This is a genomic window from Sphingomonas sp. PP-F2F-G114-C0414 (genome assembly GCF_003688595.1).
In the GTDB taxonomy this organism is placed as follows: Bacteria; Pseudomonadota; Alphaproteobacteria; order Sphingomonadales; family Sphingomonadaceae; genus Sphingomonas.
This window is the reverse complement of sequence record NZ_RCWT01000010.1, coordinates 396,768-419,032: the sequence shown is the minus strand read 5'-3', so window position 1 is coordinate 419,032 and position 22,265 is coordinate 396,768. Positions and strand designations below refer to the sequence as shown.

Sequence of the window (22,265 nt, the reverse complement as noted above, 5' to 3'; positions counted from 1 at the left end):
CCGCCACCTTCGCCACTAGACATCATAAACGGAAAGCTGTTGATCGCCTGGAGAACGAATGGACCCCGATATCGTCCTCTTCGCCGAAGTCGTCCGCACCGCCAGCCTCAGCGCGGCGGGGCGTTCTATGGGTATCTCACCGGCAATGGTCTCGAAGCGCATCGCGCGGCTGGAGGCGCGGCTGGGCGTGCGGTTGCTCAACCGGACGACGCGCCGCCTCGACCTCACCGCGCGGGGCGCCGCGTATCACCGCGACATGGTGGACATCCTCGCCGCGATCCGCGACGCAGAGGCGCGCGTGTCGGACCGTACGGATACGCCGGCCGGACCATTACGGGTCAGCGCACCTACATCGTTCGGCCGCCTCCACATCGCGCCGCACCTCAAGCCGTTCCTCGACGCCTATCCGGCGATCGAACTCAATCTCGACCTGTCGGACGGATTCTCGGATGTGATCGGCGATCGGCTGGACCTCGCGATCCGGATAGCTCCAGCCGTGCCGCCGAGCCTTACCGGTCATCGCCTAGCCGACAGCCGTCGCGTCCTTTGCGCTGCGCCGAGCTATAAAGCGCCGCGCGACCCTGTCGATCTTACGGAACACCGCCTGCTCGCAGCGAAGGGCCAGATGCCTTGGCGCCTAGCCGGACCAGAGGGCGACGTTACGATCGATCGCCCGAGCTATGTCGCGACCAACTCCAGCGAAGTCGTGCGCGAACTCACGCTGGCCGGCGTCGGCATCGCGCTGCGCTCGCTTTGGGACGTTAGCGCAGATCTTGCGAGCGGCCGTCTCGTCCGCGTCTTGCCCGAGTTGGCGGGTTCCGCCGACGTGGGTATCTATGCAGTGCATGCGCGCGGCCCGGTGTCGTCGGGTACCGCTGCACTACTCGATTACCTGCGCGGTCTCTGGTCGCCAATGCCGCCGTGGGAGTCCTGAACGAGGTCGATCGTCACCGCATCGATCCGCCGCAGCATCGCGACGAACTGCTCGACCTCCGCCCTTGAGAACCCGGCAAAGATGCGGCGTTCCAGATCAAGCGCCTTCGGTGCGACCGAGGCATAGAGCGTGTGACCGTCCTCGGTCAGCTTCAGCAGGTGCGAGCGACGATCCTCCGGGTTCGCATGCCGCTGCATCAGCCCGCGCTCGACCAAGGCGATCGCCGCGCGGCTCACCGTGACCTTGTCCATTCGGGTCTGCTGGCCGACCTGCTGCTGCGTGATGCCGTTCGCCTCGGCGACCACCGCCACCAGCCGCCACTCCGGGATCGTCAGCCCGAACAGTGCCTCATACGTATCCGCGACCGCCTCGCTCACGAGGTTCGAAGTGATCGACAGGCGATACGGGATGAAATCGTCCAGAACGAGTGCACGGTGAGCCATGTGGAAATCGTAACGATTGACACCAGTTGTTCAACCCGGCAGATTGGTAACAACGGATACCAACTGTCAGGATGTGATCATGGACCATATGGACGTAAACCCGATGGGTCTCGACGGGTTCGAGTTCGCCGAATTCACTTCGCCCGATCCCGACCGGATGGCCGCGCAGTTCGAGCAGTTCGGCTTCGTCGCCGCCTCGACCCACCCGACCAAGGCCGTTACGCGCTACAAGCAGGGCCGCATCAACCTGTTGCTCAACCGTGAGGACGGTGGCCATGCGGCGGCATTCCGCGCAGATCATGGCCCGTCGGCGAGCGGCATGGCGTTCCGCGTCCATGACGCCAAGGCGGCGTTCGATGCGGCGCTCGCACGCGGTGCCAAGGCGGCCGATGCCAGCATGGGTGCACTCGGCGAGGGTAGCTATGTGCTCGACGGGATCGGCGGTTCGCTACTGTATTTAGTCGACAAGCATGGCGCGGCCGGCAGCCTGTACGACGACTGGAATGCGGTTCCTGGCGCTGCCGAAGCCGAGGCCGAGAACAACGTCGGCCTCGATCTGCTCGATCACCTCACGCACAACGTGAAGCGTGGCCAGATGCGGACCTGGGCGGAGTTCTACGGGCAGATCTTCGGCTTCGAGGAGCAAAAGTATTTCGACATCAAGGGCAAGGCGACCGGGCTGTTCAGCCAGGCGATGATCGCGCCCGACCGCGCGATTCGGATCCCGCTCAACGAGAGCCAGGACGACAAGAGCCAGATCGAGGAATTCATCAAGGATTACAACGGCGAGGGTATCCAGCATCTGGCGCTGACCACCGACGATATCTTCGAGACAGTCGAGAAGCTCCGCGCCCGCGGCGTCAAGCTGCAGGACACGATCGAGACCTATTACGAGCTGGTCGACAAGCGCGTGCCGAACCACGGCCACGACCTCGAACGCCTGCGCCGCAACCGCATCCTGATCGACGGCAATGTCGGCGAAGAGGGGTTGTTGCTCCAGATCTTTACCGAGAACATGTTCGGGCCGATCTTCTTCGAGATCATCCAGCGCAAGGGGAATGAAGGCTTCGGCAACGGCAATTTCCAGGCGTTGTACGAGTCGATCGAGCTTGACCAGATCCGCCGCGGCGTGATCACCGTCGACGCCTGATCGAGGATTGAAGCGCAGCTTCGGTCGGGATGCAGCGCGCAGGCGCTGCCGTCGACCGGCCGGCGCGGACGGTGCCGTCCCATAGGGCGCGGCTTCGCCGTGACCGACGGGGTCGCGGTTCGAAAAGAGTTTGAACGGCCGGCGGTTCGGGCGTTGATCGGAACAGGTGACGGAGAGGAAGCCATGACAATCCACCAGCCGACCAATGCCGCAGGCGAGACCGCCGGCCAGACCGAATACACGGCGTATCAGCCCGGCTTCGGCAACCACGTATCGACCGAGGCGATCACCGGCGCGCTCCCGATCGGCCGCAATTCGCCCCAGCGTCCCGCGTTCGGCCTCTATACCGAGCAGCTCTCCGGCACCGCCTTCACCGCGCCCCGCCATGAGAACCGTCGCAGCTGGCTCTACCGAATGCGCCCGACCGCGGAACATCCGCCATTCGAGCGCTACACCGGCGCAAAGCGGTTCGCGCCCGGCACGACCGACGCGCCGCTCGCGCCCAACCGCCTGCGCTGGGACCCGATCGAGGCGCCCGCCCCCGGCACTGATTTGATCGACGGCATGACGACGATGCTCGCCAACCGCGATCCCGCCGATCTGGAAGGTGTCGCACTCCACGTCTACGCCGCCAACACCGACATGACCTCGCGCGTTTTCATGGATGCGGACGGCGAACTGCTGTTCGTGCCGCAGGCCGGACGGCTCCGGTTGCTGACCGAACTCGGCCGGATCGACATCGCCCCCGGCCAGATTGCGCTGATCCCCCGCGGCGTCCGCTTCCGCGCCGAACTCCCCAATGGCGAAGCGCGCGGCTATGTCGCGGAGAATCACGGCGCGCTGTTCCGCCTGCCCGATCTCGGTCCGATCGGCGCCAATGGCCTCGCCAACCCGCGCGATTTCGAGACTCCGGTCGCGTGGTTCGAGGACCGCGACGAACCGGTCGAGGTCGTCCAGAAGTTCATGGGTTCGCTGTGGTCCACCACACTCGATCACTCGCCGCTCGACGTTGTCGCGTGGCACGGCAACCTTGCGCCGTGGCGCTACGACCTGTCACGGTTCAACACGATCAACACGGTCAGCTTCGACCATCCCGATCCGTCGATCTTCACGCTGCTGACCTCGCCGAGCGATGTGCCCGGTCGCGCGAACGCCGATTTCGTGATCTTCCCGCCGCGCTGGATGGTCGCCGAGGGGACGTTCCGCCCGCCCTGGTTCCACCGCAACGTGATGTCCGAAGCGATGGGGCTGATCACCGGCGCGTATGACGCGAAGGCCGAAGGGTTCGCGCCGGGCGGCATCTCGCTGCATAACCTCATGTCGGGCCATGGGCCGGATCTGGCGAGCTGGCAGGGTGCGAGCGCGGCCGACCTGAAGCCGCACAAGATCGACGGGACGATGGCCTTCATGCTGGAGAGCTGCTGGCCGTACAAGCCGACCGCCTATGCGCTGGAGCATTCGCAGCTCGATTACGATGCGGTCTGGTCGGATTTTCCCAAGGCGATCCTGCCGAAGTGAGCCTGACGCTGCACGGCTACTGGCGCTCGACCACCGCCTACCGAGTCCGCATCGCGCTGGCGCTGAAGGGCGTGGCGTATGCGCAGGTCACGCACGACCTTCGCAAAGGCGAGCAACGCGACGCCGGTTATCGCTCGCTCAACCCGCACGGACTCGTGCCGGCGCTGGAGAACGACGACGCGGTCCTGACACAGAGCCCCGCGATCCTCGAATGGATCGACGAGACCTATCCCGATCCCCCGCTGCTCCCCGCCGACGCGAACGGCCGCGCGATCGTCCGTGCGATGGCCGCAACGATCGCCTGCGACATTCATCCGGTTAACAATCTTCGTATCCTGAACACCTTGCGCACCGAGTTCGGGGCCGACGAGGCGGCGGTGAACCGCTGGATTGCGCGTTGGATCGGCGACGGTTTCGCCGCGCTCGAGACGCAGATCGCGCGCTATGGTAACGGCTTCGCGTTCGGCGCGACACCGACGATCGCCGATTGTCACCTCGTCCCGCAGGTCTACTCCGCGGAACGGTTTGCGGTCGATCTCTCGCCTTACCCCCGCCTCGAGGCCGCAGCCGACAAAGCCCGCGCCCTCCCCGCCTTCGCCGCCGCGCACCCGGACCGGCAGCCAGATGCCGACCGCGCATGAGCGACGGCGAACGGCTGACCGCGACGCCGGGCGGGATCAAACTCGTGCCACTCGATGCCGTCGCCGACGGCAAGGCGCGGAACTTCGTGCTGCAGATGCGCGCCGGCCGTTTCCATGGCTTCGTCGTGCGCAAGGATGATGCGGTGTTCGGCTTTGTCGATCGCTGTCCGCACATGGGACTGCCGCTCGCGCAGGTGCTCGACGACTACCTCACGCCGCGCGGAGACCTGATCGCGTGCAGTTGGCACTCCGCGTTGTTCGAGATCGACAGCGGCGCGTGCGTCGGCGGACCGTGCGGGGGCACGCGGCTGACGCCATGGCCCGTCGCAGTGGTCGACGGGATGATCATCACCGGAGGCTGACGCGGCGGACGACTTGCGCTAAGGGAGCGCCCCCCCCCTGCACGATGAACCGATGACCGAAACCCTGCCCATCCGCGTCGTGGCGCTGTACCGCTTCACGCCGTTCGCCGATATCGCCGCTATCCAGCCGCCGCTCGCGCTCGTGTGCTGCTCGAACGGCGTGAAGGGGACGCTGCTGCTTGCCGCCGAGGGGATCAACGGGACAATCGCCGGGTCCGAAGTGGGGATCGACGCGGTGCTCGCGCATATTCGCGCGCTGCCGGGGTGTGCCGACCTCGACGTGAAGGAATCGCGCGCCGCGGTGATGCCGTTCCACCGTATGAAGGTCCGGCTGAAGCGCGAGATCGTCACAATGGGCGAGCCTGCGATCGATCCGCTGGAGGGCGTCGGCCATTATGTCGAGCCGGCGGACTGGAACGCGCTGATCGCCGAGCCGGGGACGATCGTGATCGACACGCGCAACGATTACGAGGTCGCGGTCGGCACGTTCGCCGGCGCGGTCGATCCTCAGACGCGGACGTTCCGCGATTTTCCGGCGTGGTTTCGCGAGCATCGTGACGAGCTGGTCGGGGACGGCCCGCCGCCGAAGATCGCGATGTTCTGCACCGGGGGGATACGCTGCGAGAAGTCGACCGCGTTTCTGAAGGCCGAGGGACTGGACGAGGTGTATCACCTCAAGGGCGGCATCCTGAAATATTTGGAGACCGTGCCCGCGGCGGAGAGCCTGTGGGAGGGGGAGTGTTTCGTGTTCGATCAGCGGGTTGCGGTCGGACATGGGCTCGCGTTGGGAAGCCATGTCCTGTGTCATGCGTGCCGGATGCCGGTGAGTGTCGCGCATCGGTCGTCTGCGCTGTATCTCGAGGGGGTGAGTTGCCCGGCGTGTCATGATGCGCGGGATGAGACTCAGCGTGCGGGCTATGCCGAGCGGGAGCGGCAGGTTCGGTTGGCGGAGGCGCGGGGCGAGGCGCATGTCGGGGCGGTGTTGCCTAAGACTCATGCCGGTGCTGAGCGAGAGGCTGACGACTGACAGAAGCTTGTTCACCCGCGAAGGCGGGTGCCCAGTCTGGGCACCCGCCTTCGCGGGTGAACACTTTGGAGGAGTTAGCCGGTCGTTGCGAAGCGCTCGGCCAAAGCCGCATTGCCCTGCGACACCGCCAGCGAATGCACGCTGTTCCCTGCCGCATCGACGATCGCCGGGTCCGCACCGTGTTCTAACAACAGATCGATGATCGCCGTCTTGTTTACCAGCGCCGCCATCATCAGCGCCGTCTGGCCGACGCCATTCCGTCGGTTCACGTCGGCACCCGCATCGATCAGGATCTGCGCGATCTCGGCATAGCCCTTGAAGCAGACGCCCATCAGCGCGGTGTTACCCCGCGCGTCAGCTGCGCCGTCGACCTGCGCACCTGCCGCGAGCAGCGCCGCCGTCGCCTCGGCCTGGCCATTGTAACTGGCGATCACCAGCGGCGTGTAGCCCTTCGCATCGGTCACCTCGATATCCACGCCCGCCTGCAACAACGCCGGGATCATCTCGTCCCGCCCCGTCCGTGCGGCATCGAACATCAGTTCGACCAGTCGCTCCATCGGCGGCAACGGGGGCAGGTCTCGCGCGTCAGTCATCATTCGCCTCGATGATATGCGGCACGAACCGCGCGAGATTGCGCGTCACGACCGTGTCATCCTCCCGAACGCCGATCCCCGCGGCTTCGTTGCCGACCATCCACGCGCCGATCACCGGATGGCGGCCGTCGAACACGGGTGGAGGCGCATAGGCCTGGCGGACCGCGCCCTCCGCGCCATACCCCTGGTCGAGCACCGCGTGGCCGTCCTCGCCGATCACCTCGACGTTCGCCCCCTCACGCGAGAACAAAGGCTTGCGCACATACTTAGGCCCCAGAATCTTCGCGGCGGGATCGTCGTCGAAGAACGCGGGGAGCAGGTTCGGATGCTCGGGATGCCGCTCCCACAGCAACGGCAGGATGCCCTTGTTCGACAGGATCGATTTCCACGCGGGCTCGATCCAGCGCACGTCGGCGCGCGACAGGTTCGGCGCATAGGGCTCGCGGAGCATGAACTCCCACGGATACAGCTTGAACGCGGCCTGCACCTCGAAGCCGTCGGTGTCGACGAAGCGCCCGTCCGCAGCGAGGCCGATATCCTTCATCTCGACGAACTTCGGCTCGATCCCGACCTGCGACGCCAGATCCTCGAAGAACCGCACCGTCTGGCGGTCCTCGATGGCACTCGCATCCGCCGCGAAATGGACGAAGCCGCCGCTCGGAAACAGCGCCCGGAACCGCTCGCGCAGCTTGTCGAACAGGCTGTTGAACTGATCGGTCCCTGCCGGCAGCGCACCGCTGGCGAGCAGGTCCTCCAGCCACATCCACTGGAACGTCGCGCATTCGAACACCGAGGTCGGCGTGTCGGCATTATACTCGTAGAGCTTGGCCGGCCCGGTGCCGTCATACGCGAAATCGAACCGCCCGTAGAGCGATGGCTGGCGCGTCCGCCACGTCTCCGCAACGTAGTTCCATTGCTCGCGCGGGATCGCGAGACGTTCCATCAGTTGCTGATCGCGGACCACCTCGTCGACCAGATCGAGGCACATCGCGTGCAGCTGTTCCGCGGCGGGTTCGAGGTCATCCTCGATTTCCGCCAGCGTGAAGGCATACGCCGCGCCCTCGTCCCAATAGGGTTCGCCATCCGTGTCGTGATAGACGAACCCGATCGCGTCGGCCCGCTCGCGCCAGTCGCCGCGCGGGTCGACCGCGATCCGGCGCATCAGGAGTCCGACGTCTTGGAGTCGTCGCGCTGCCCGATCTGCAGCGTCTGGCCGAGTTCCGGCGTCTTCGGTGCGGTCAGGCGCGCGAGCACGTCGTCCGCGGACGACTGGCCGGGGCCGATACCCGCGAGCCGCAGCTTCTCGTCGAGATCGGCACCAGTACGACGGTCTTCCAACTCACCCGCCGCCTTGATCCGCTCGCCGCGGATCGCCTGGCGTTCACGAATACGCGCGAGGCTGTCCGCTGCCGAGCCCAGCTTGTTGCCCGCACCCATGCTGCCCGACGCGACCGAGGCCTGCGCCTTCTGCACCGACTCGTTGACCTTCACGACCTCGACCTCGCGGCGGAGCTGTTCGATCTTGCGGTCGGTCTGCGCGACGGCGGTGTGGATCTGCTCCTCGGCGGCGCGCATGTCCTCGACCTGAGGGGACTTCAGCGCGATGTCCTGTTCGAGATCGGCGATCCTCTGCGCGACCTGGCGCGCGAGATCCATGTTGCCCTTCTCGACCGCGATCCGCGCCGAAGCCTCGTACTTGGTTGCCTGAGCACGGAAACTCTCGACCTCGGTTTCGAGGATGCGACGACGCGCTACCAGCCCCGCGAGATCGTCGCGTGCCTTGCCCTGCGCCTTGTCGGCATCGCGAATTTCCTGGTCGAGGATACGCAGCGCGTTCGCGTCGACGACCGCCGCACCCGCTTCATGCGCACCGGCGCGACCGAGGGTGAAAAGCTTGCTCCAGATGGCCATGCCAGTCTCTCCGTTTGTATCTAAATCAGGCGATGATTTCAGGCAACCGGGATCTGCGCGTGGCGCAGATCGGTGGCCGCATCGATCGCATTCTCGGCAAGCGTGCGCAGTTCGATGATCACGGTATCGAGCGGGCTCGACGTCGCGAGTTCGCCGAACAACTCGTAATAATCACGGCCATCGACCGTACCGATCCCGAAGTTCGACAGCGGCACCAGCTTCTGCGACTTCAGCAGGAAGGTGTTGAATGCCAAAGGATCCTCCTGTTCGTCGCATGGCCACAACAGCGTCGAGGCAGCGATCTGAGCGTCGCTGACGTTGACGAACAGTTCGAGGTCGCCGTGGTGGTGCATCGTCACCAGCAGCACCGGGTCCGCACCCTCCAGGATCCGCGCGGAAAACTCGCCGGCTTTCGCAGGCTCGGACGTGTCGAGCGCTGCCTTGAGGCAGCGGACGGTCCAGATGTCGGTCAATGCAAGAACTCCCGTGCTTGTCGCTCGCGGAGACACATAGGCGCGCACGAGAGGCACGCCAATGGCGCTTTGCGACGGCTCGCGCTTTGCCCTAAGAGGCACGCCAACCACACACACGCGAGGATTGCATGTTCGATCGCCTGTTCGGCCGCAAGCCAGCGCTTGACGGCAACGCCCTGCCCGTCGTCCGCAACGTCACGCTGGGGCGGACGGTGACCGTCGATCCCCTTGCATGGCGCCGGTTCGGGTCTGAACTTCTGTTCCCGTTCGACCGCGATACGCTGGTGATCGTCGCGCAGGGGCTGATCGACCTCAACGAGGGCGGCTTCGTCCACCGGTTCTACACCGACGACGACATCATGTTCCAGGCGGTGTCGAACGACCGCGATGGGCAGGACGTCACCGATGTCACGCTGTTCGCACCTTGGGACAGCAGCTACCCGTCGTCCGCCGCCGAGCGCCCAGCGTGGAAAAGCCGGCTCAAGGCACGCACCTTCACCGCCGAGGGACTGCCCGAATACAGCCGCGCATGGTTCGGCCCCGAAGCGAGCGAGCAGGAGCCCGTGACGTTCTGGGAGGAACTGCACGACGACCGCGACGGGATCGTCGATCGCCGCATCTTCCAGACCTGCATGCTGTTCAGCCGCGACCTGCCGGGCGACGACGGCCGCGAATTACTGCTCGCGATCGACATGGAGACCGAGTCCGGCGACGTCTCGTTCGAGATCATGCTCGGCGTGGCACTGGAACTCGGCGAGTTCCGCGCCTAGCGTCTGCCGCTAAGGGCTTCGGGGGAACCAGCATGATCGACCAATACAGCTTCGGCGCCAGTGCGCTCGCCTTCCTGATCGCGTTCGTCGCAGCCGGGGCGTTCACGATCGTGTTTAAGATCGTCTATCAGGTCGCGACGCCGTATCATGAAAAGTCGCTGATCCGCGAAGGCAACACCGCTGCGGCGATCACGCTGGGTGCAGCGCTGCTCGGCTATGTCCTGCCACTCGCGTCCGCGCTCACACATACGGTTTCGCTGGTCGAGTTCGCGGTGTGGGCGTTGCTGGCGGGCGTGATCCAGATCGTGACGTTCCTGGTGGTCCAGCATTTCGTGATGCGCGACTTCAACGACCGGATCGTCCGCGGCGAAATCGCGGCGGCGACCTATATGGGCAGCATCTCGCTGTGCGTCGGCATCCTCAACGCCGCCTGCATGACGAACTGAGAGGCATAGCGATGAAGCGTTCCAGATCGATCGTCCTCACCAGCCTGATCGCAGGATCGGGCATCTCGCTGACCGCGTGCGACGGCGATGTCGGCGGCAAGCCCGTCGAGGCGCAGAGCTATGCGTCGGTGCAGGAGTGCCGCGCGGCAGGTGCGTTGTCGGCAGTCCAGTGCGACACCGCGTTCGAGCAGGCCAAGGCCGACGCCGCCAAGACCGGACCTCGGTTCGAGGATCGCCAGACGTGCGAGGAGCAATATGGCGCCGCGCAGTGCGAACCACGCAACAACGGCAATGGCGAAAGCTTCTTCACACCGTTGCTGACCGGCTTCCTGGTAGGGCAGGCGCTCAACGGCGGTTTCGGCGCGCGCGGTGCGCCGATGTACCGGGATCGCGACGGCAATTATTATGGTGGTGCGGGTGGCCGCATCAACCGCGACTATGTCACCGGCCGGACGCGCGTAGGCTCGGATGCGTTCACGCCGACCACTGCCAGAGCCCCCGCCCGCGTCCAGTCACGCAGTTCGGTGATCTCGCGCGGCGGGTTCGGGGGCGGTTTCGGCGGGCGGAGCTTCGGCGGCTAGCATCCCGTCGCCCCGGACTAGTGCCGGGGTCCACCATTCCGCGCATCCATCGGCCAGTGAGCCCGCGGAACAGTGGATGCGGGAACAGGCCCAGCATCACGGAGGGCGTCAGGCGTTCCGCGGCACTCGCAGCATCGCCAGCGCCGCCACGCCCATCACGCCCGCAGCGATCAGCATCGCCCAGACCGCATCGCCGGGAAAGAACGTGCGGACCACCTGCCCCATCACCGACGACACGATCAGCTGGGGCAACACGATGAAGATGTTGAACAGCCCCATGTACACGCCGAGCTTCGGCTGCGGCAACGCGTTGGACAGGATCGCGTAGGGCATCGTCAGGATCGACGACCAGGCGATCCCGATCAGCACCATCGATCCGATCAGCAGATGCGCGTCATGGACGAACAGGAACGACGCGAACCCCGCCGCGCCGCTCAGCAACGCGAGGATATGCGCGTCGCGTCGGCCGATCCGCGCTGCCAACGACGGCATCACGAATGCCCACAGCGTCGCCACGCCGTTGTAAACCGCAAACAGCACCCCGACCCAGTTCGCGCCCTCGTTATAGGCGGCGCTGGTGGTGTCGGTCGTCCCGAACACGTGCTGCGTGACGATCGGCGTGGTGTAGATCCACATGATGAACAGCGCCGACCAGGTGAAGAACTGGACGAGTGCGAGTTGCTTCATCGTCGCCGGCATGGTGCCGAGATCGCCGACGATCTGGCTGAGAACGTTGGACTCCCTGCCCGACCGGACGAGCGCCGCGCTGACCAGCAACGCGGCGCCAAACGCGATGAGCCCGCCGCCGAGCAGATAGACCGGCTTGTCGAGCCCGAACTTAGCCACAGCCGCAATCACGATGGCGCCTAACGCGATCCAGACGGGCGCGAGCTTCGCGCTGGACCGGCCGATCGTGTCGCGGGGCGCGACCTCACCTTCGTCGTCGAACGCGGCCATCTGCGCCGGTGAATATTCGCGGGTCGTCAGCACGGTCCAGAGCACCGCGAAGAACAACGCCAGCGCGCCGATGTAGAAGCCGTATTGCACCGACAGCGGGATGCCGCCCGCCGGCGCGGTATTGGCGACCTGGAACACGTCGGTCAGGATGATCGGCGCAAGGCTGCCGATCACCGCGCCCGCGCCGATGAAACCGGTCTGGAACGCGAACCCGGCGGTCCGCTGGCGGCTGCCGAGCATGTCGCCGACGAACGCGCGGAACGGTTCCATCGCGACGTTCAGCGAGCCGTCGAGCATCCACAGCAAGACGGCGGCCACCCACAGCACCGGCGCGTTCGGCATCGCCAGCAGCGCGATCGTCGCGAGCGTCGCGCCTGCCAGGAAATACGGCCGCCGGCGTCCGAGCCGCCCCCAGGTCCGGTCGCTGTAATGCCCGATCACCGGCTGGACGAGCAGCCCGGTCAGCGGCGCGGCGATCCACAGGAAGGCGAGGTCGTCGACCGCCGTCCCCAGCGACTGGAAGATCCGGCTGACGTTCGCGTTCTGGAGCGCGAAGCCAATCTGGATTCCGAAGAACCCGAACGAGATGTTCCACAGGCCCCAGAACCCCTGGCGTGGCTTTTGCCTTGCAGCCGTCGACATTCAGTTGGGTCCTTCGCCCGACGACCGCCGGATCACGAGTTGGGTCGGCAGCACGGTGCTGGCGACCGGACGATCGCCAATCCGCGCGAGCAGCATCTCGACCAGCCGACGCCCCGCAAGCCCGGTATCCTGTGCGACCGTGGTGAGCGGCGGGTTGGCGAGGCCGGCGGCGGGGATATCGTCGAACCCGACGATCGCGACGTCGTACGGCACGTTCAGTCCCGCCCCCGCCAGCACGCGCATCGCCGCCAGCGCGATCAGGTCGCTGGCCGCGACGATCGCATCGAACGCGACGCCGCGTTGCAGGAGTTCGCGCGCCGCCCGCGTGCCGTCGTCCTCGGTCGAGATCGCCTCGACCTGAAGCCGCGGATCGACCTTCAGGCCATGCTCGCCCAGTGCCGCGACATAGCCCCGGTAACGGTCGTTGAACTCGGGATAATGATCGGTCGCGCTGCCGAGAAAGGCGATCCTCCGCCGACCGCGCTCGATCAGATGGCGCGCCGCCGCGGCGCCCCCCGCAACATTATCGCAGCCGATCGTCAGCCCGGGCTGCCCCGGCCGCACCGATCCCCAGCGAATGAAGTGCGTGCCCTGCTCGACCAGTTGCACCAGTCGCGCTTCGTAATCGGCGTAATCGCCGTAGCCCAGCAGGATCAGCCCGTCCGCGCGGTGGCTGTCCTCGTAATCCATGTGCCAGTCGCTCGAAAATTGCTGGAACGACACGAGCAGGTCGTAGCCGTGTTCGGCGCACGCCCCCATCGTCGATCCGAGCATGCCGAGGAAGAACGGGTTCACGACGGTCTCGTCGGGCGCCGGATCGCGGAACAGCAGCAGCGCGAGCGTCCGCGTCATGCCGCTGCGCAGGTTCGAGGCGCTTCGATCGACGGTATAGTTCAGTTGCCGGGCGATCGCCTCGATCCGCTGCCGGGTCGCGGGGTTGACGCTGGGGCTGCCGCGCAACGCACGCGACACCGTCGGTTGCGACACGCCCGCGAGCTGCGCGATGTCGAACGATGTCGGCTTGCCATGAAGCTTTCGCTGGGCGGTCACGTGACGGGCATCCTCGGTGTGCTCGCTCGGTCGGCGGGCGGTACCGGCAAGACACAGCGCAGAACGCACGCGCCGTCAACGCCAGTCCATTTCACCCCCAACCCCATCGAACATGTGGCGCGAGGGCAACACGTCCGCAACGGCCGTATTGAATACGTATGTAGTCGGCTTCCCTTCGACCGGACAAAATTCCAATGACGGTACAGTTACATACCCGATGCGCTCGAAGACGCCAACCGGGACCAGGGGAGGAATACCATGACGGCTCGCACTCGTGCGTCGGCTACAGCCGCACGCGCCATCCTGAAGCTTTCGGCCAGCAGCGCGTCGCTCGGCGCGGCGATATTGTTCGCCGGTACCGCGTTCGCGCAGGACGTGAACGCCGGGACCAAGATCCCCGACCCGGCCGCAAGTTCGTCGACCGCCGCCAATCCCAACGAGGCACCCGGTGTCGCGCAGCGCCGCGCCGACAACGCTGCCGTAACCGGTGACGTAACCCCGGCGCAGAACGAAGCGACCGCCCAGGCCGTATCGGGCGCCGTGCAGGATGCGGGCGGGACGCCTGAAGATGCGGCAATCGTCGTCACCGGTTTCCGTCGGAGCCTCGAAAACGCCGTCGCCGAAAAGAAGTCGCGCGATCAGGTCGTCGAATCGATCTCGGCGGAAGACATTGGCAAGCTGCCCGACGCGTCGATCGCGGAGTCGATCGCCCGCCTGCCCGGCCTCACCTCGCAGCGCGTCAACGGCCGCTCGAACAGCATCTCGATCCGCGGGTTCTCGCCCGACTTCTCGACCACGCTGCTGAACGGTCGCGAGCAGACGTCGACCGGCGACAACCGCGCGGTCGAATATGATCAATACCCCGCCGAGGTCATCAACCAGGTGCTGGTCTACAAGACCGCCAACGCCTCGCTGATCGGCCAGGGCCTGTCGGGCACCGTCGACCTTCGCACGATCCGCCCGATCGAATACGGCAAGCGCGTGATCTCGGTCGGCGGCCGCGGCACCTACGCCGATATCGGCAAGCTCAACGCGGGCTCGAAGGACAAGGGCTACCGCGTCACCGGCACGTACGTCGATCAGTTCTTCAACGACACGCTCGGCGTCGCGCTGTCCGCTTCGTATCTCGACGAGCCGTACCAGATTCAGGAGTTCAACGCCTGGGGTTATGCCGGCGGCACCTTCAACAATCAGCCCGTCGACATCATCGGCGGCTCCAAGTCCTACGTGACCTCGACCAACCTGAAGCGCCTCGGGTTGCAGGGCACGGTGGAATGGAAGCCGGTGCCCGAGTTCACCGCTACGCTCGACGGCTTCTACTCCGACTTCAACGACGACCAGATCAAGCGCGGCATCGAACTACCGCTCGGGTTCGGCGCAGCGACGACGATCCCCACGGTAACGACGGTCACCAACGGGCTGGTCACCAACGGATCGTTCCGCGGCGTCGAGGGTGTCGTCCGCAACGACAGTTTCGAGCGCAAGGCCAAGCTCTATTCGTTCGGCTATAACGGCCGGTACGAAGGCGATGATGGCTGGAACGCGCAGATCGATCTGAGCCTGTCGCGCACGACCCGCGACGAGACCGTGCTCGAAACCTATTCGGGCACAGGCTACGGCCAGGGCGTCGGCGCGCAGGACACGATCGGCTTCACCTCGGGCAGCACCGGGACAGCCTTCAGCCCGACGCTGAACTATTCCGATCCGGGCCTCATCAGGCTGACCGATCCGCTCGGCTGGGGCGGCGCGAACGTGCAGGCCGGCTATTACAATGACCGCCACATCGTCGACGACCTGAAGCAGTACCGCGTCGAGATCGAGCGCGAACTCGACAGCCCGATCTCGAGCGTCAAGTTCGGCCTGAACTACACCGATCGCAACAAGTCGCTGACGCCGAACGAGGCGCTCGTGCAGCTGGCGAACGGCGCGTTGGAGCAGACGTTGCCGACGCAGTATCAGCTGAAGCCGACCAACCTGGCGTATCTGGGGCTCGGCCCGATCCTGAGCTACGATCCGACTGCGCTGCTCGATGCCGGCGTGTACCGGCTGTCGTCGAACAACAACAATCTCGACGTCGTCGCCAAGGGCTATTCGATCCAGGAACGGATCATGACCTCGTACCTGCAGGCGAACATCAAGCAGTCGATCGGATCGGCCGAACTGACCGGCAACGCCGGTGTGCAGGGGGTTTTCACCAATCAGAAGTCGTCGGGCAACGTCGTCGCCAACGGCGGGTTGATCCCGGTCACGCGCGGCGCTGAATATATCGACATCCTGCCGAGCGTGAACCTGGCGCTGCGCTTCCCGAGCGATATCGTGATCCGCGCGGCCGCGGCGCGCCAGATGCAGCGTCCGCGCCTCGACGATATGCGCGTCGCACTGGCCTACGGCTATGACGCCGCGCAGGGCATCCTGACCGGCACCGGCGGCAACCCGTATCTGCGTCCGATCCGCTCGAACTCGTACGACGTCACGGTCGAGAAATATTTCGGCAACCGCGGGTATCTGGCGGTACAGGGCTTCTACAAGCAGCTGAAAAGCTTCGTGTATACCATCGCGAACCCCGGCTTCGATTACGCGGGCTATCCGCTGCCGTCGAACGCACCCGGCGCCGTTCCGACGATCGGGACCGCGACCGTTCCCATCAACGGCGTTGGCGGCAACATCTACGGCGTCGAGCTGGCCGGCACACTGCCGATCGGTGAGATCGTCTCCGCGCTCGACGGCTTCGGGCTGACCGGTGGTGGGTCCTACACCAAGACCGAGATCGTCCCGACGCCGGGCGGTCGCGCGGAAGATATCCCGGGCTATTCGCGCTGGGTCGCCAACGGCACCGCCTATTTCGAGAAATGGGGTTTCTCGGCGCGCGGCAGCCTGCGCTATCGGTCGACTTTCGTCGGCGAGCTGTCGGGCTTCGGTGCGAACCTGGTTCGGCGTCGCGCGGCGGGTGAGATGATCATCGACGGCCAGCTCGGCTACGACATCTCCGCGGGCATGCTGAAGGGCGTCTCGCTCTACGTGCAGGGCCAGAACCTGACCAACGAGCCGTTCACGACGATCAACGGCACCAACACGAACGAGATCATCGACTATCAGAAATATGGCCGCCGCTTCCTCGCCGGCGCCACCTTCAAGTTCTGATCCGGCCGATCGTCGCGCGCTTCGCTCGAGTTCGGGTGAAGCGCGCGTCGATCATGGGGCAGTACCGACATCCCCGCAAAAGGACGCTCCATGATCAAGTCGCTGATCCTCTCCGCGCTGCTGTGCGCCACCGCGATACCTGCGGCGGCGCAAAGTGCGAAAACCGACTATCGCGCGCGCCTGCCGCAGGACGAGGTGATCTACTTCGTCCTGCCCGACCGGTTCGAGAACGCCGATCCAAGCAACGATCGCGGTGGGATCGCCGGCGATCGGCTCAAGACCGGCTATGATCCGACCGCGAAGGGCTTCTATCACGGCGGCGACCTGAAGGGGCTGACCAGGCGGCTCGACTATATCCAGCATCTCGGCGCGACCGCCATCTGGCTCGGGCCGATCTTCAAGAACAAGGCGGTGCAGGGTGCGCCGGGCCACGAGTCGGCGGGCTATCACGGCTACTGGATCACCGACTTCACGCAGGTCGACCCGCATCTCGGCACGAACGCCGACATGATCGCGTTCGTCGACGCCGCGCACGCGCGCGGGATGAAGGTGTAGATGGACATCATCATCAACCACACCGCCGACGTGATCCAGTACCGCGAATGCTCGGTCGGCGTGCCCTGCCCGTATCGCGACCGCGCGGCGTATCCGTACCAGCGCAAGGGCGGTCTCGGCGGCAAGGCGATCAACGGCGGGTTCGTCGGCGACGGCGTCGAGACAGCGGCGAACTTCGCCAAGCTCACCGATACGACCTACGCCTACACGCCCTACGTGCCCGCCGCCGAGCGGACGGTGAAGGTGCCGGCATGGCTCAACGACCCGATCTACTACCACAACCGCGGTGACTCGACCTTCACGAACGAGAGCTCGACGATGGGCGACTTCTCGGGTCTCGACGACGTCATGACCGAGAACCCGCGCGTCGTCAGCGGGATGATCGACATCTTCGGATCGTGGATCGACCGGTTCAAGGTCGACGGTTTCCGGATCGATACCGCGCGTCACGTGAACCCCGAATTCTGGGCGCAGTTCATCCCGGCGATGCTGACGCGCGCGCAGGCGAACGGCATCCCCAACTTCCACATCTTCGGCGAGGTCTCCGATCACGAGATCCGCCCCGCGGTCCTCGCGCAGCATACCATCGTCGACAAGCTGCCCGCGGTGCTCGACTTCGCGTTCCGCCAGACGGTGGTGGAGACCGTCGCCGGTACGCGTGGGACCGACGCGTTCGAGGCGTTGCTCGACGGCGACGTGCTCTACGCGAAGGGGGGCGACACTGCGGCGATCCTGCCGACGTTCACCGGCAATCACGACGACGGCCGCTTTGCCACGTTCGTGCGGAAAGCGTTTCCGCAGGCGTCCGACGACGAGGTGCTCAAGCGCGTCCTCCTGTCGAATGCGATGCTGCTGACGCTGCGCGGCGTGCCGACGATCTATTCGGGCGACGAACAGGGTTTCGTCGGCGACGGCAACGACCAGGACGCCCGCGAGGACATGTTCGCGTCGAAGGTCGCGGTCTACAACGACAACCGCCTGCTCGGCACGACCAAGACCACCGCGACCGAAAGCTTCGGCGAGACGAACCCGCTGTTTCGCGAGATCGCGGACCTGTCGAAGGTCCGCATCACGCACCCCGCCCTGACGCGCGGTCGCACGCTGATCCGCAGCCGGAGCGAAACGCCGGGCCTGCTCGCGGTCTCGCGCTTCGATCCGACCACCGGCGCGGAAATCCTGCTGGCGTTCAACACGTCTGCCAAGCCGCTCACGCAGCCGGTGCAGGTCGAGACCGGGTCGACCCGTTTCACCACGCTCGCTGGCACCTGCGCACCCCGCGCGGCCGCCCCCGGCAGTGTCATGATGACGCTGCCTGCGTTCGGCTATGCAGTCTGCGCCGCCGAGGTTCGTTGATGCCTGACACTGCTTTGTTGCCGGCTACCGCCGATCACCACGCCAAGGACCGCCCGTGGTGGAAGGGTGCGACGATCTACCAGATCTATCCGCGTAGTTTCGCGGATTCGAACGACGACGGGATCGGCGACCTGCCCGGCATCACCCGGCATCTCGACTATGTCGCCAGCCTCGGCGTCGACGCGGTATGGCTGTCGCCCTTCTTCACATCGCCGATGAAGGATTTCGGCTACGACGTTGCGAACTACCGCGATGTCGACCCGATCTTTGGCACGCTCGCCGATTTCGACGCGCTGATCGCCCGCGCCCACGCGCTCGGACTCAAGATCATCATCGACCAGGTCTACAGCCACACCTCGGACGAGCACCCCTGGTTCGTCGAGAGCCGCTCGTCGCGCACCAACCCCAAGGCGAACTGGTACGTCTGGGCCGATGCCAAGCCCGATGGCAGCCCGCCGTCGAACTGGCAGTCGGTGTTCGGCGGCCCCGCCTGGACGTGGGACGCGCGCCGCCGGCAATATTACCTGCACAATTTCCTGAAGGAGCAGCCGCAGCTCCACGTCCACGACGCCGACGTGCAGGACGAGATCGTCGACACCGCGAAATTCTGGCTCGATCGCGGCGTCGACGGCTTCCGCCTCGATGCGATCAACTTCACGATGCACGATCCGGCGCTGACGGATAACCCGCCGGCGAGCGACAATAGCCTGAAGACCCGGCCGTTCGACTATCAGGCGCACGTCCACAACCAGAGCCATCCGGACATCCCGCTGTTCCTCGAACGGCTGCGACGGCTGATCGACGGCTACGGCGATCGCTTCACCGTGGCCGAAGTCGGCGGCGCGGACAGCGACCGCGAGATGAAGCTGTTCACGCGGGGCAACACCAGGCTGAACAGCGCGTACGGCTTCGACTTCCTCTACGCGTCCGCGCTCGATCCGAAGACGGTGGCGGACGCGATCCTGCTTTGGCCTGCCGATGCCGATCTCGGCTGGCCAAGCTGGGCGTTCGAGAACCACGACGCGCCGCGCGCCGTCTCGCGTTGGGTCGACATCGGCAACCGCGACGCGTTCGCGCGGATGAAGATGCTGCTGCTCGTCTGCCTGCGCGGAAATATCTTCCTGTATTACGGCGAGGAACTCGGCCTGACGCAGGTCGAGGTGCCGTTCGACCTGCTCCAGGATCCCGAAGCGATCGCCAACTGGCCGCTGACTCTGTCACGCGACGGAGCACGGACGCCGATGCCGTGGATCGCCGACGCGCGCAACGCCGGCTTCTCGGAGGCGACGCCGTGGCTGCCGGTCGGCGGCGATCATGCTGCGCTCGCAGTCGATCGTCAGGAAGGCGACCCGGACTCGCTGCTCCACTTCACGCGTCGCCTGCTCGCGCTGCGTAAGGCAAGCCCGGCGCTCGCGATCGGCGACCTGACTTTGGTCGAGGTCTCCTCCTCCGTGCTCGCGTTCGAACGTCATGCCGATGGCGAGACGATGCTCTGCGTGTTCAACATGACCGCCGACCCCACCGAATGGCGCCCTGCCCAGCCCGACGGCTGGCGCGTGCGCGATACCGTCAACATTGTAGAGGGCTGGACCCTCGGCTCATACGCGGCACTCGTCGCCGAAAGGATCGCTTGATCATGAAGACCCTCCTTCTGCTCTCCGCCGCGCTGATCGCAACGCCAGCCTTTGCGCAGGACGCTGCCCCCGCCCCGACCTCCAACGAGACGATCAAGCCGCAGCCGGCGCCGACGATCCCGAACGCGATCGCGACCTCGCCCGACGGCAGCATCGTCGTCACCGTGGCGACCGACGGCGAGGGCAAGGCGAGCTACAGCATCACCCGCAAGGGCGAGTTGATCGTCAGCCCGTCGCGGCTCGGCTTCCTGTTCACCGACGCGCCGAAGTTCGATCGCCACCTCAAGATCGAGAGCATCGCACGGAACAAGGCGGACTCGACCTGGACGCAGCCCTGGGGCGAGTGGAAGTCGATCCGCGACAACCACACCGAGATGCGCGTCCGCCTGGTCGAGACCGATCGCCTCAAGCGCGCGATCGATGTCGTGTTCCGTCTGCAGGATGACGGCGTCGGCTTCCGCTATGAATTTCCGCAGCAGCCGAACTTCAAGACGATCAACATCGCCGACGAGCTGACCCAGTTCGCGTTCGCCGAGGACGCGACCGCGTGGTGGAAGCCGGCATTCGAATGGAACCGCGAGGAGTATCTCTACAACCGCACGCCGCTGACCGGCGTCGGCACCGCCGCCACGCCGATCACGATGAAGCTCGCAAGCGGGACGCATGTCGCGCTGCACGAGGCGGCGCTGACCGACTATGCCGGGATGAACGTCGCCAAGGTCGAGGGCAACACGCTGAAGGCGGTCCTCACCCCCGGCGCCGGCGCGCCGAAGGTCACACGGACCGGGCCGTTCGCGACGCCGTGGCGGACGCTGATCCTGTCGGACGATGCGCCTGGCCTGTACATGAGCCACCTCGAATTGAACCTCAACGAGCCGAACAAGCTCGGCGACGTCAGCTGGGTGAAGCCGGGCAAGTTCGTCGGGGTGTGGTGGAACATGATCACCGGCAAATGGAGCTGGGCGACCGGGCCGCAGCACGGCGCCACCACCGCGCATGTGAAAAGCTACATCGACTTCGCGAGCGCCAACAAGATCCCGGGCGTACTGGTCGAGGGCTGGAACGTCGGCTGGGACGGCGACTGGTTCGGCGACGGCAATGCGATGCAGTTCGACACACCGACCCCCGATTTCGACGCGAACGTCCTCGCCAAATATGCCAAGGCGAAGGGCGTGTACCTGATCGGGCACAACGAGACCGGCGGCTCGGCGAGCCATTACGACAGCCAGCTCGACCGATCGTTCGGCTATGCGCGCGATCATGGCATCCCGGCGGTCAAGACCGGCTACGTTACCGACGCTGGCCAGATCGAACGCGTCGATCCCGACGGCTCGCAGCACCGCGAATGGCACGAGGGCCAGTGGATGGTGAACCACTATACCCGCGTCGTCACCACCGCTGCGAAGTACAAGGTCGCGATCGACAGCCACGAGCCGGTCAAGGACACCGGCCTGCGCCGCACCTATCCCAACTGGATCGCACGCGAAGGCTCGCGCGGGATGGAATATAACAGCTGGGCCGGCAAAAACCCGCCCGAGCACGAGGCCAACCTCGCCTTCACGCGAATGCTCGAAGGGCCGATGGATTTCACGCCCGGCGTGCTGAGCCTCAAGGGGTCGGACAACAGCGACATCCTGTCGACGATCGCCAAGCAGCTTGCGCTGTACGTCGTGCTGTACTCGCCGGTCGTGATGGCCGCGGATACGCCCGAGAACTACGCGAAGTACCCCGCCGCGTTCCAGTTCATCAAGGACGTGCCGACCGACTGGTCCGACACGCGCGTGCTGAACGGCGAAGTCGGCGACTACGTCACCTTCGCACGGAAGGATCGCAAGTCGAACGACTGGTATCTCGGCAGCGTCACCGACGAGAACCCGCGCACACTGACGGTCACGCTCGATTTCTTAGATGCGGGTAAAAGCTACACCGCGCAGATTTACCGCGACGGTCCGAACGCGGACTACAAGACCGATGCGCGGCATTCGATCACGATCGAGACGAAGACCGTCCGCAAGGGCGACACTTTGACCCTGCCACTCGCCCCTGGTGGTGGCGAAGCGATCCGATTGAAGGCGCGGTGAGCT

General features: G+C 65.6%; 19 protein-coding genes and 1 pseudogene. 13 read left to right on the top strand and 7 right to left on the bottom strand.

Features of this window, described 5'->3' with window-relative positions:
• Nucleotides 1–58 precede the first annotated feature (58 nt).
• Nucleotides 59–934: a LysR family transcriptional regulator gene (locus tag C8J47_RS06890; RefSeq protein ID WP_121885027.1), complete on the top strand. Its 876-nt coding sequence runs from the start codon at nucleotides 59–61 to the stop codon at nucleotides 932–934.
• On the opposite strand, the gene C8J47_RS06885 is transcribed toward C8J47_RS06890, so the two are convergent.
• Nucleotides 889–1,377: a MarR family winged helix-turn-helix transcriptional regulator gene (locus tag C8J47_RS06885; RefSeq protein WP_183129041.1), complete on the bottom strand. Its 489-nt coding sequence runs from the start codon at nucleotides 1,375–1,377 to the stop codon at nucleotides 889–891. The genes C8J47_RS06890 and C8J47_RS06885 overlap by 46 nt on opposite strands.
• Before the next feature lie 79 nt (nucleotides 1,378–1,456).
• On the opposite strand from C8J47_RS06885, the gene hppD reads away from it, so the two are divergent.
• The 5 genes from hppD to C8J47_RS06860 all read left to right on the top strand — a co-directional run bounded on the left by hppD (nucleotide 1,457) and on the right by C8J47_RS06860 (nucleotide 6,075).
• Nucleotides 1,457–2,527, top strand: coding sequence for a 4-hydroxyphenylpyruvate dioxygenase (hppD, locus tag C8J47_RS06880; RefSeq protein ID WP_121885026.1), 1,071 nt, complete (start codon nucleotides 1,457–1,459; stop codon nucleotides 2,525–2,527).
• Between the two features lie 183 nt (nucleotides 2,528–2,710).
• A complete protein-coding gene (gene hmgA, locus C8J47_RS06875; RefSeq protein WP_121885025.1) occupies nucleotides 2,711–4,045 on the top strand; it encodes a homogentisate 1,2-dioxygenase in 1,335 nt (444 codons plus the stop codon).
• Nucleotides 4,042–4,686, top strand: a complete 645-nt coding sequence (gene maiA / locus C8J47_RS06870) for a maleylacetoacetate isomerase (protein WP_121885024.1) — start codon at nucleotides 4,042–4,044, stop codon at nucleotides 4,684–4,686. The genes hmgA and maiA overlap by 4 nt, the downstream gene beginning before the upstream one ends.
• A complete protein-coding gene (locus tag C8J47_RS06865; protein WP_121885023.1) occupies nucleotides 4,683–5,048 on the top strand; it encodes a Rieske (2Fe-2S) protein in 366 nt (121 codons plus the stop codon). The genes maiA and C8J47_RS06865 overlap by 4 nt, the downstream gene beginning before the upstream one ends.
• Nucleotides 5,049–5,100: 52 nt before the next feature.
• The gene (locus tag C8J47_RS06860; protein WP_121885022.1) at nucleotides 5,101–6,075 is read left to right on the top strand and encodes a rhodanese-related sulfurtransferase; all 975 of its coding nucleotides are present in this window, start codon (nucleotides 5,101–5,103) and stop codon (nucleotides 6,073–6,075) included.
• A gap of 74 nt (nucleotides 6,076–6,149) precedes the next feature.
• Here C8J47_RS06860 and C8J47_RS06855 read toward each other — a convergent pair whose 3' ends face one another.
• From C8J47_RS06855 to C8J47_RS06840, 4 genes are read right to left on the bottom strand one after another with little or no spacing between them, the layout of a single operon-like run.
• Nucleotides 6,150–6,671 (bottom strand): ankyrin repeat domain-containing protein, encoded by a 522-nt coding sequence (locus tag C8J47_RS06855; protein ID WP_310886119.1) that lies wholly within the window; start codon nucleotides 6,669–6,671, stop codon nucleotides 6,150–6,152.
• Nucleotides 6,661–7,830 (bottom strand): glutathionylspermidine synthase family protein, encoded by a 1,170-nt coding sequence (locus C8J47_RS06850; protein WP_121885021.1) that lies wholly within the window; start codon nucleotides 7,828–7,830, stop codon nucleotides 6,661–6,663. The genes C8J47_RS06855 and C8J47_RS06850 overlap by 11 nt, the downstream gene beginning before the upstream one ends.
• Nucleotides 7,830–8,579, bottom strand: a complete 750-nt coding sequence (locus C8J47_RS06845; protein ID WP_060525423.1) for a PspA/IM30 family protein — start codon at nucleotides 8,577–8,579, stop codon at nucleotides 7,830–7,832. The genes C8J47_RS06850 and C8J47_RS06845 overlap by 1 nt, the downstream gene beginning before the upstream one ends.
• A gap of 38 nt (nucleotides 8,580–8,617) precedes the next feature.
• Nucleotides 8,618–9,052 (bottom strand): YjfI family protein, encoded by a 435-nt coding sequence (locus C8J47_RS06840; RefSeq protein ID WP_121885020.1) that lies wholly within the window; start codon nucleotides 9,050–9,052, stop codon nucleotides 8,618–8,620.
• 128 nt (nucleotides 9,053–9,180) lie between these two features.
• Here C8J47_RS06840 and C8J47_RS06835 point away from each other — a divergent pair, with 128 nt between their 5' ends.
• Genes C8J47_RS06835 through C8J47_RS06825 form a run of 3 tightly spaced genes read left to right on the top strand, consistent with a single transcriptional unit; the run spans nucleotide 9,181 to nucleotide 10,849 of the window.
• Nucleotides 9,181–9,822, top strand: coding sequence for a DUF2491 family protein (locus C8J47_RS06835; RefSeq protein ID WP_056481639.1), 642 nt, complete (start codon nucleotides 9,181–9,183; stop codon nucleotides 9,820–9,822).
• A gap of 32 nt (nucleotides 9,823–9,854) precedes the next feature.
• Nucleotides 9,855–10,268 (top strand): DUF350 domain-containing protein, encoded by a 414-nt coding sequence (locus tag C8J47_RS06830; RefSeq protein WP_056049217.1) that lies wholly within the window; start codon nucleotides 9,855–9,857, stop codon nucleotides 10,266–10,268.
• Nucleotides 10,269–10,279: 11 nt separating this feature from the next.
• Nucleotides 10,280–10,849 carry a DUF1190 domain-containing protein gene (locus C8J47_RS06825; protein ID WP_121885019.1) on the top strand — a complete coding sequence of 190 codons (570 nt, stop codon included), beginning with the start codon at nucleotides 10,280–10,282 and terminating at the stop codon, nucleotides 10,847–10,849.
• 108 nt (nucleotides 10,850–10,957) lie between these two features.
• Here the strand turns inward: C8J47_RS06825 and C8J47_RS06820 are convergent, their stop codons facing one another.
• Nucleotides 10,958–12,448, bottom strand: a complete 1,491-nt coding sequence (locus tag C8J47_RS06820) for an MFS transporter (RefSeq protein ID WP_121885018.1) — start codon at nucleotides 12,446–12,448, stop codon at nucleotides 10,958–10,960.
• Nucleotides 12,449–13,498 carry a LacI family DNA-binding transcriptional regulator gene (locus tag C8J47_RS06815; RefSeq protein ID WP_121885017.1) on the bottom strand — a complete coding sequence of 350 codons (1,050 nt, stop codon included), beginning with the start codon at nucleotides 13,496–13,498 and terminating at the stop codon, nucleotides 12,449–12,451. It lies immediately after the preceding gene.
• Between the two features lie 258 nt (nucleotides 13,499–13,756).
• Here C8J47_RS06815 and C8J47_RS06810 point away from each other — a divergent pair, with 258 nt between their 5' ends.
• From C8J47_RS06810 to C8J47_RS06795, 4 genes and pseudogenes are all read left to right on the top strand, one after another.
• Entirely contained in the window at nucleotides 13,757–16,639 is a 2,883-nt protein-coding gene (locus C8J47_RS06810) for a TonB-dependent receptor (RefSeq protein WP_121885016.1), read from the top strand.
• 90 nt (nucleotides 16,640–16,729) lie between these two features.
• Nucleotides 16,730–18,547, top strand: a pseudogene (locus tag C8J47_RS06805) (alpha-amylase family glycosyl hydrolase).
• Nucleotides 18,547–20,181: an alpha-glucosidase family protein gene (locus C8J47_RS06800; RefSeq protein ID WP_121885015.1), complete on the top strand. Its 1,635-nt coding sequence runs from the start codon at nucleotides 18,547–18,549 to the stop codon at nucleotides 20,179–20,181. Before C8J47_RS06805 ends, C8J47_RS06800 begins: the two are co-directional and overlap by 1 nt.
• Before the next feature lie 2 nt (nucleotides 20,182–20,183).
• Nucleotides 20,184–22,262 carry a glycoside hydrolase family 97 protein gene (locus tag C8J47_RS06795; protein WP_121885014.1) on the top strand — a complete coding sequence of 693 codons (2,079 nt, stop codon included), beginning with the start codon at nucleotides 20,184–20,186 and terminating at the stop codon, nucleotides 22,260–22,262.
• Nucleotides 22,263–22,265: the final 3 nt, after the last annotated feature.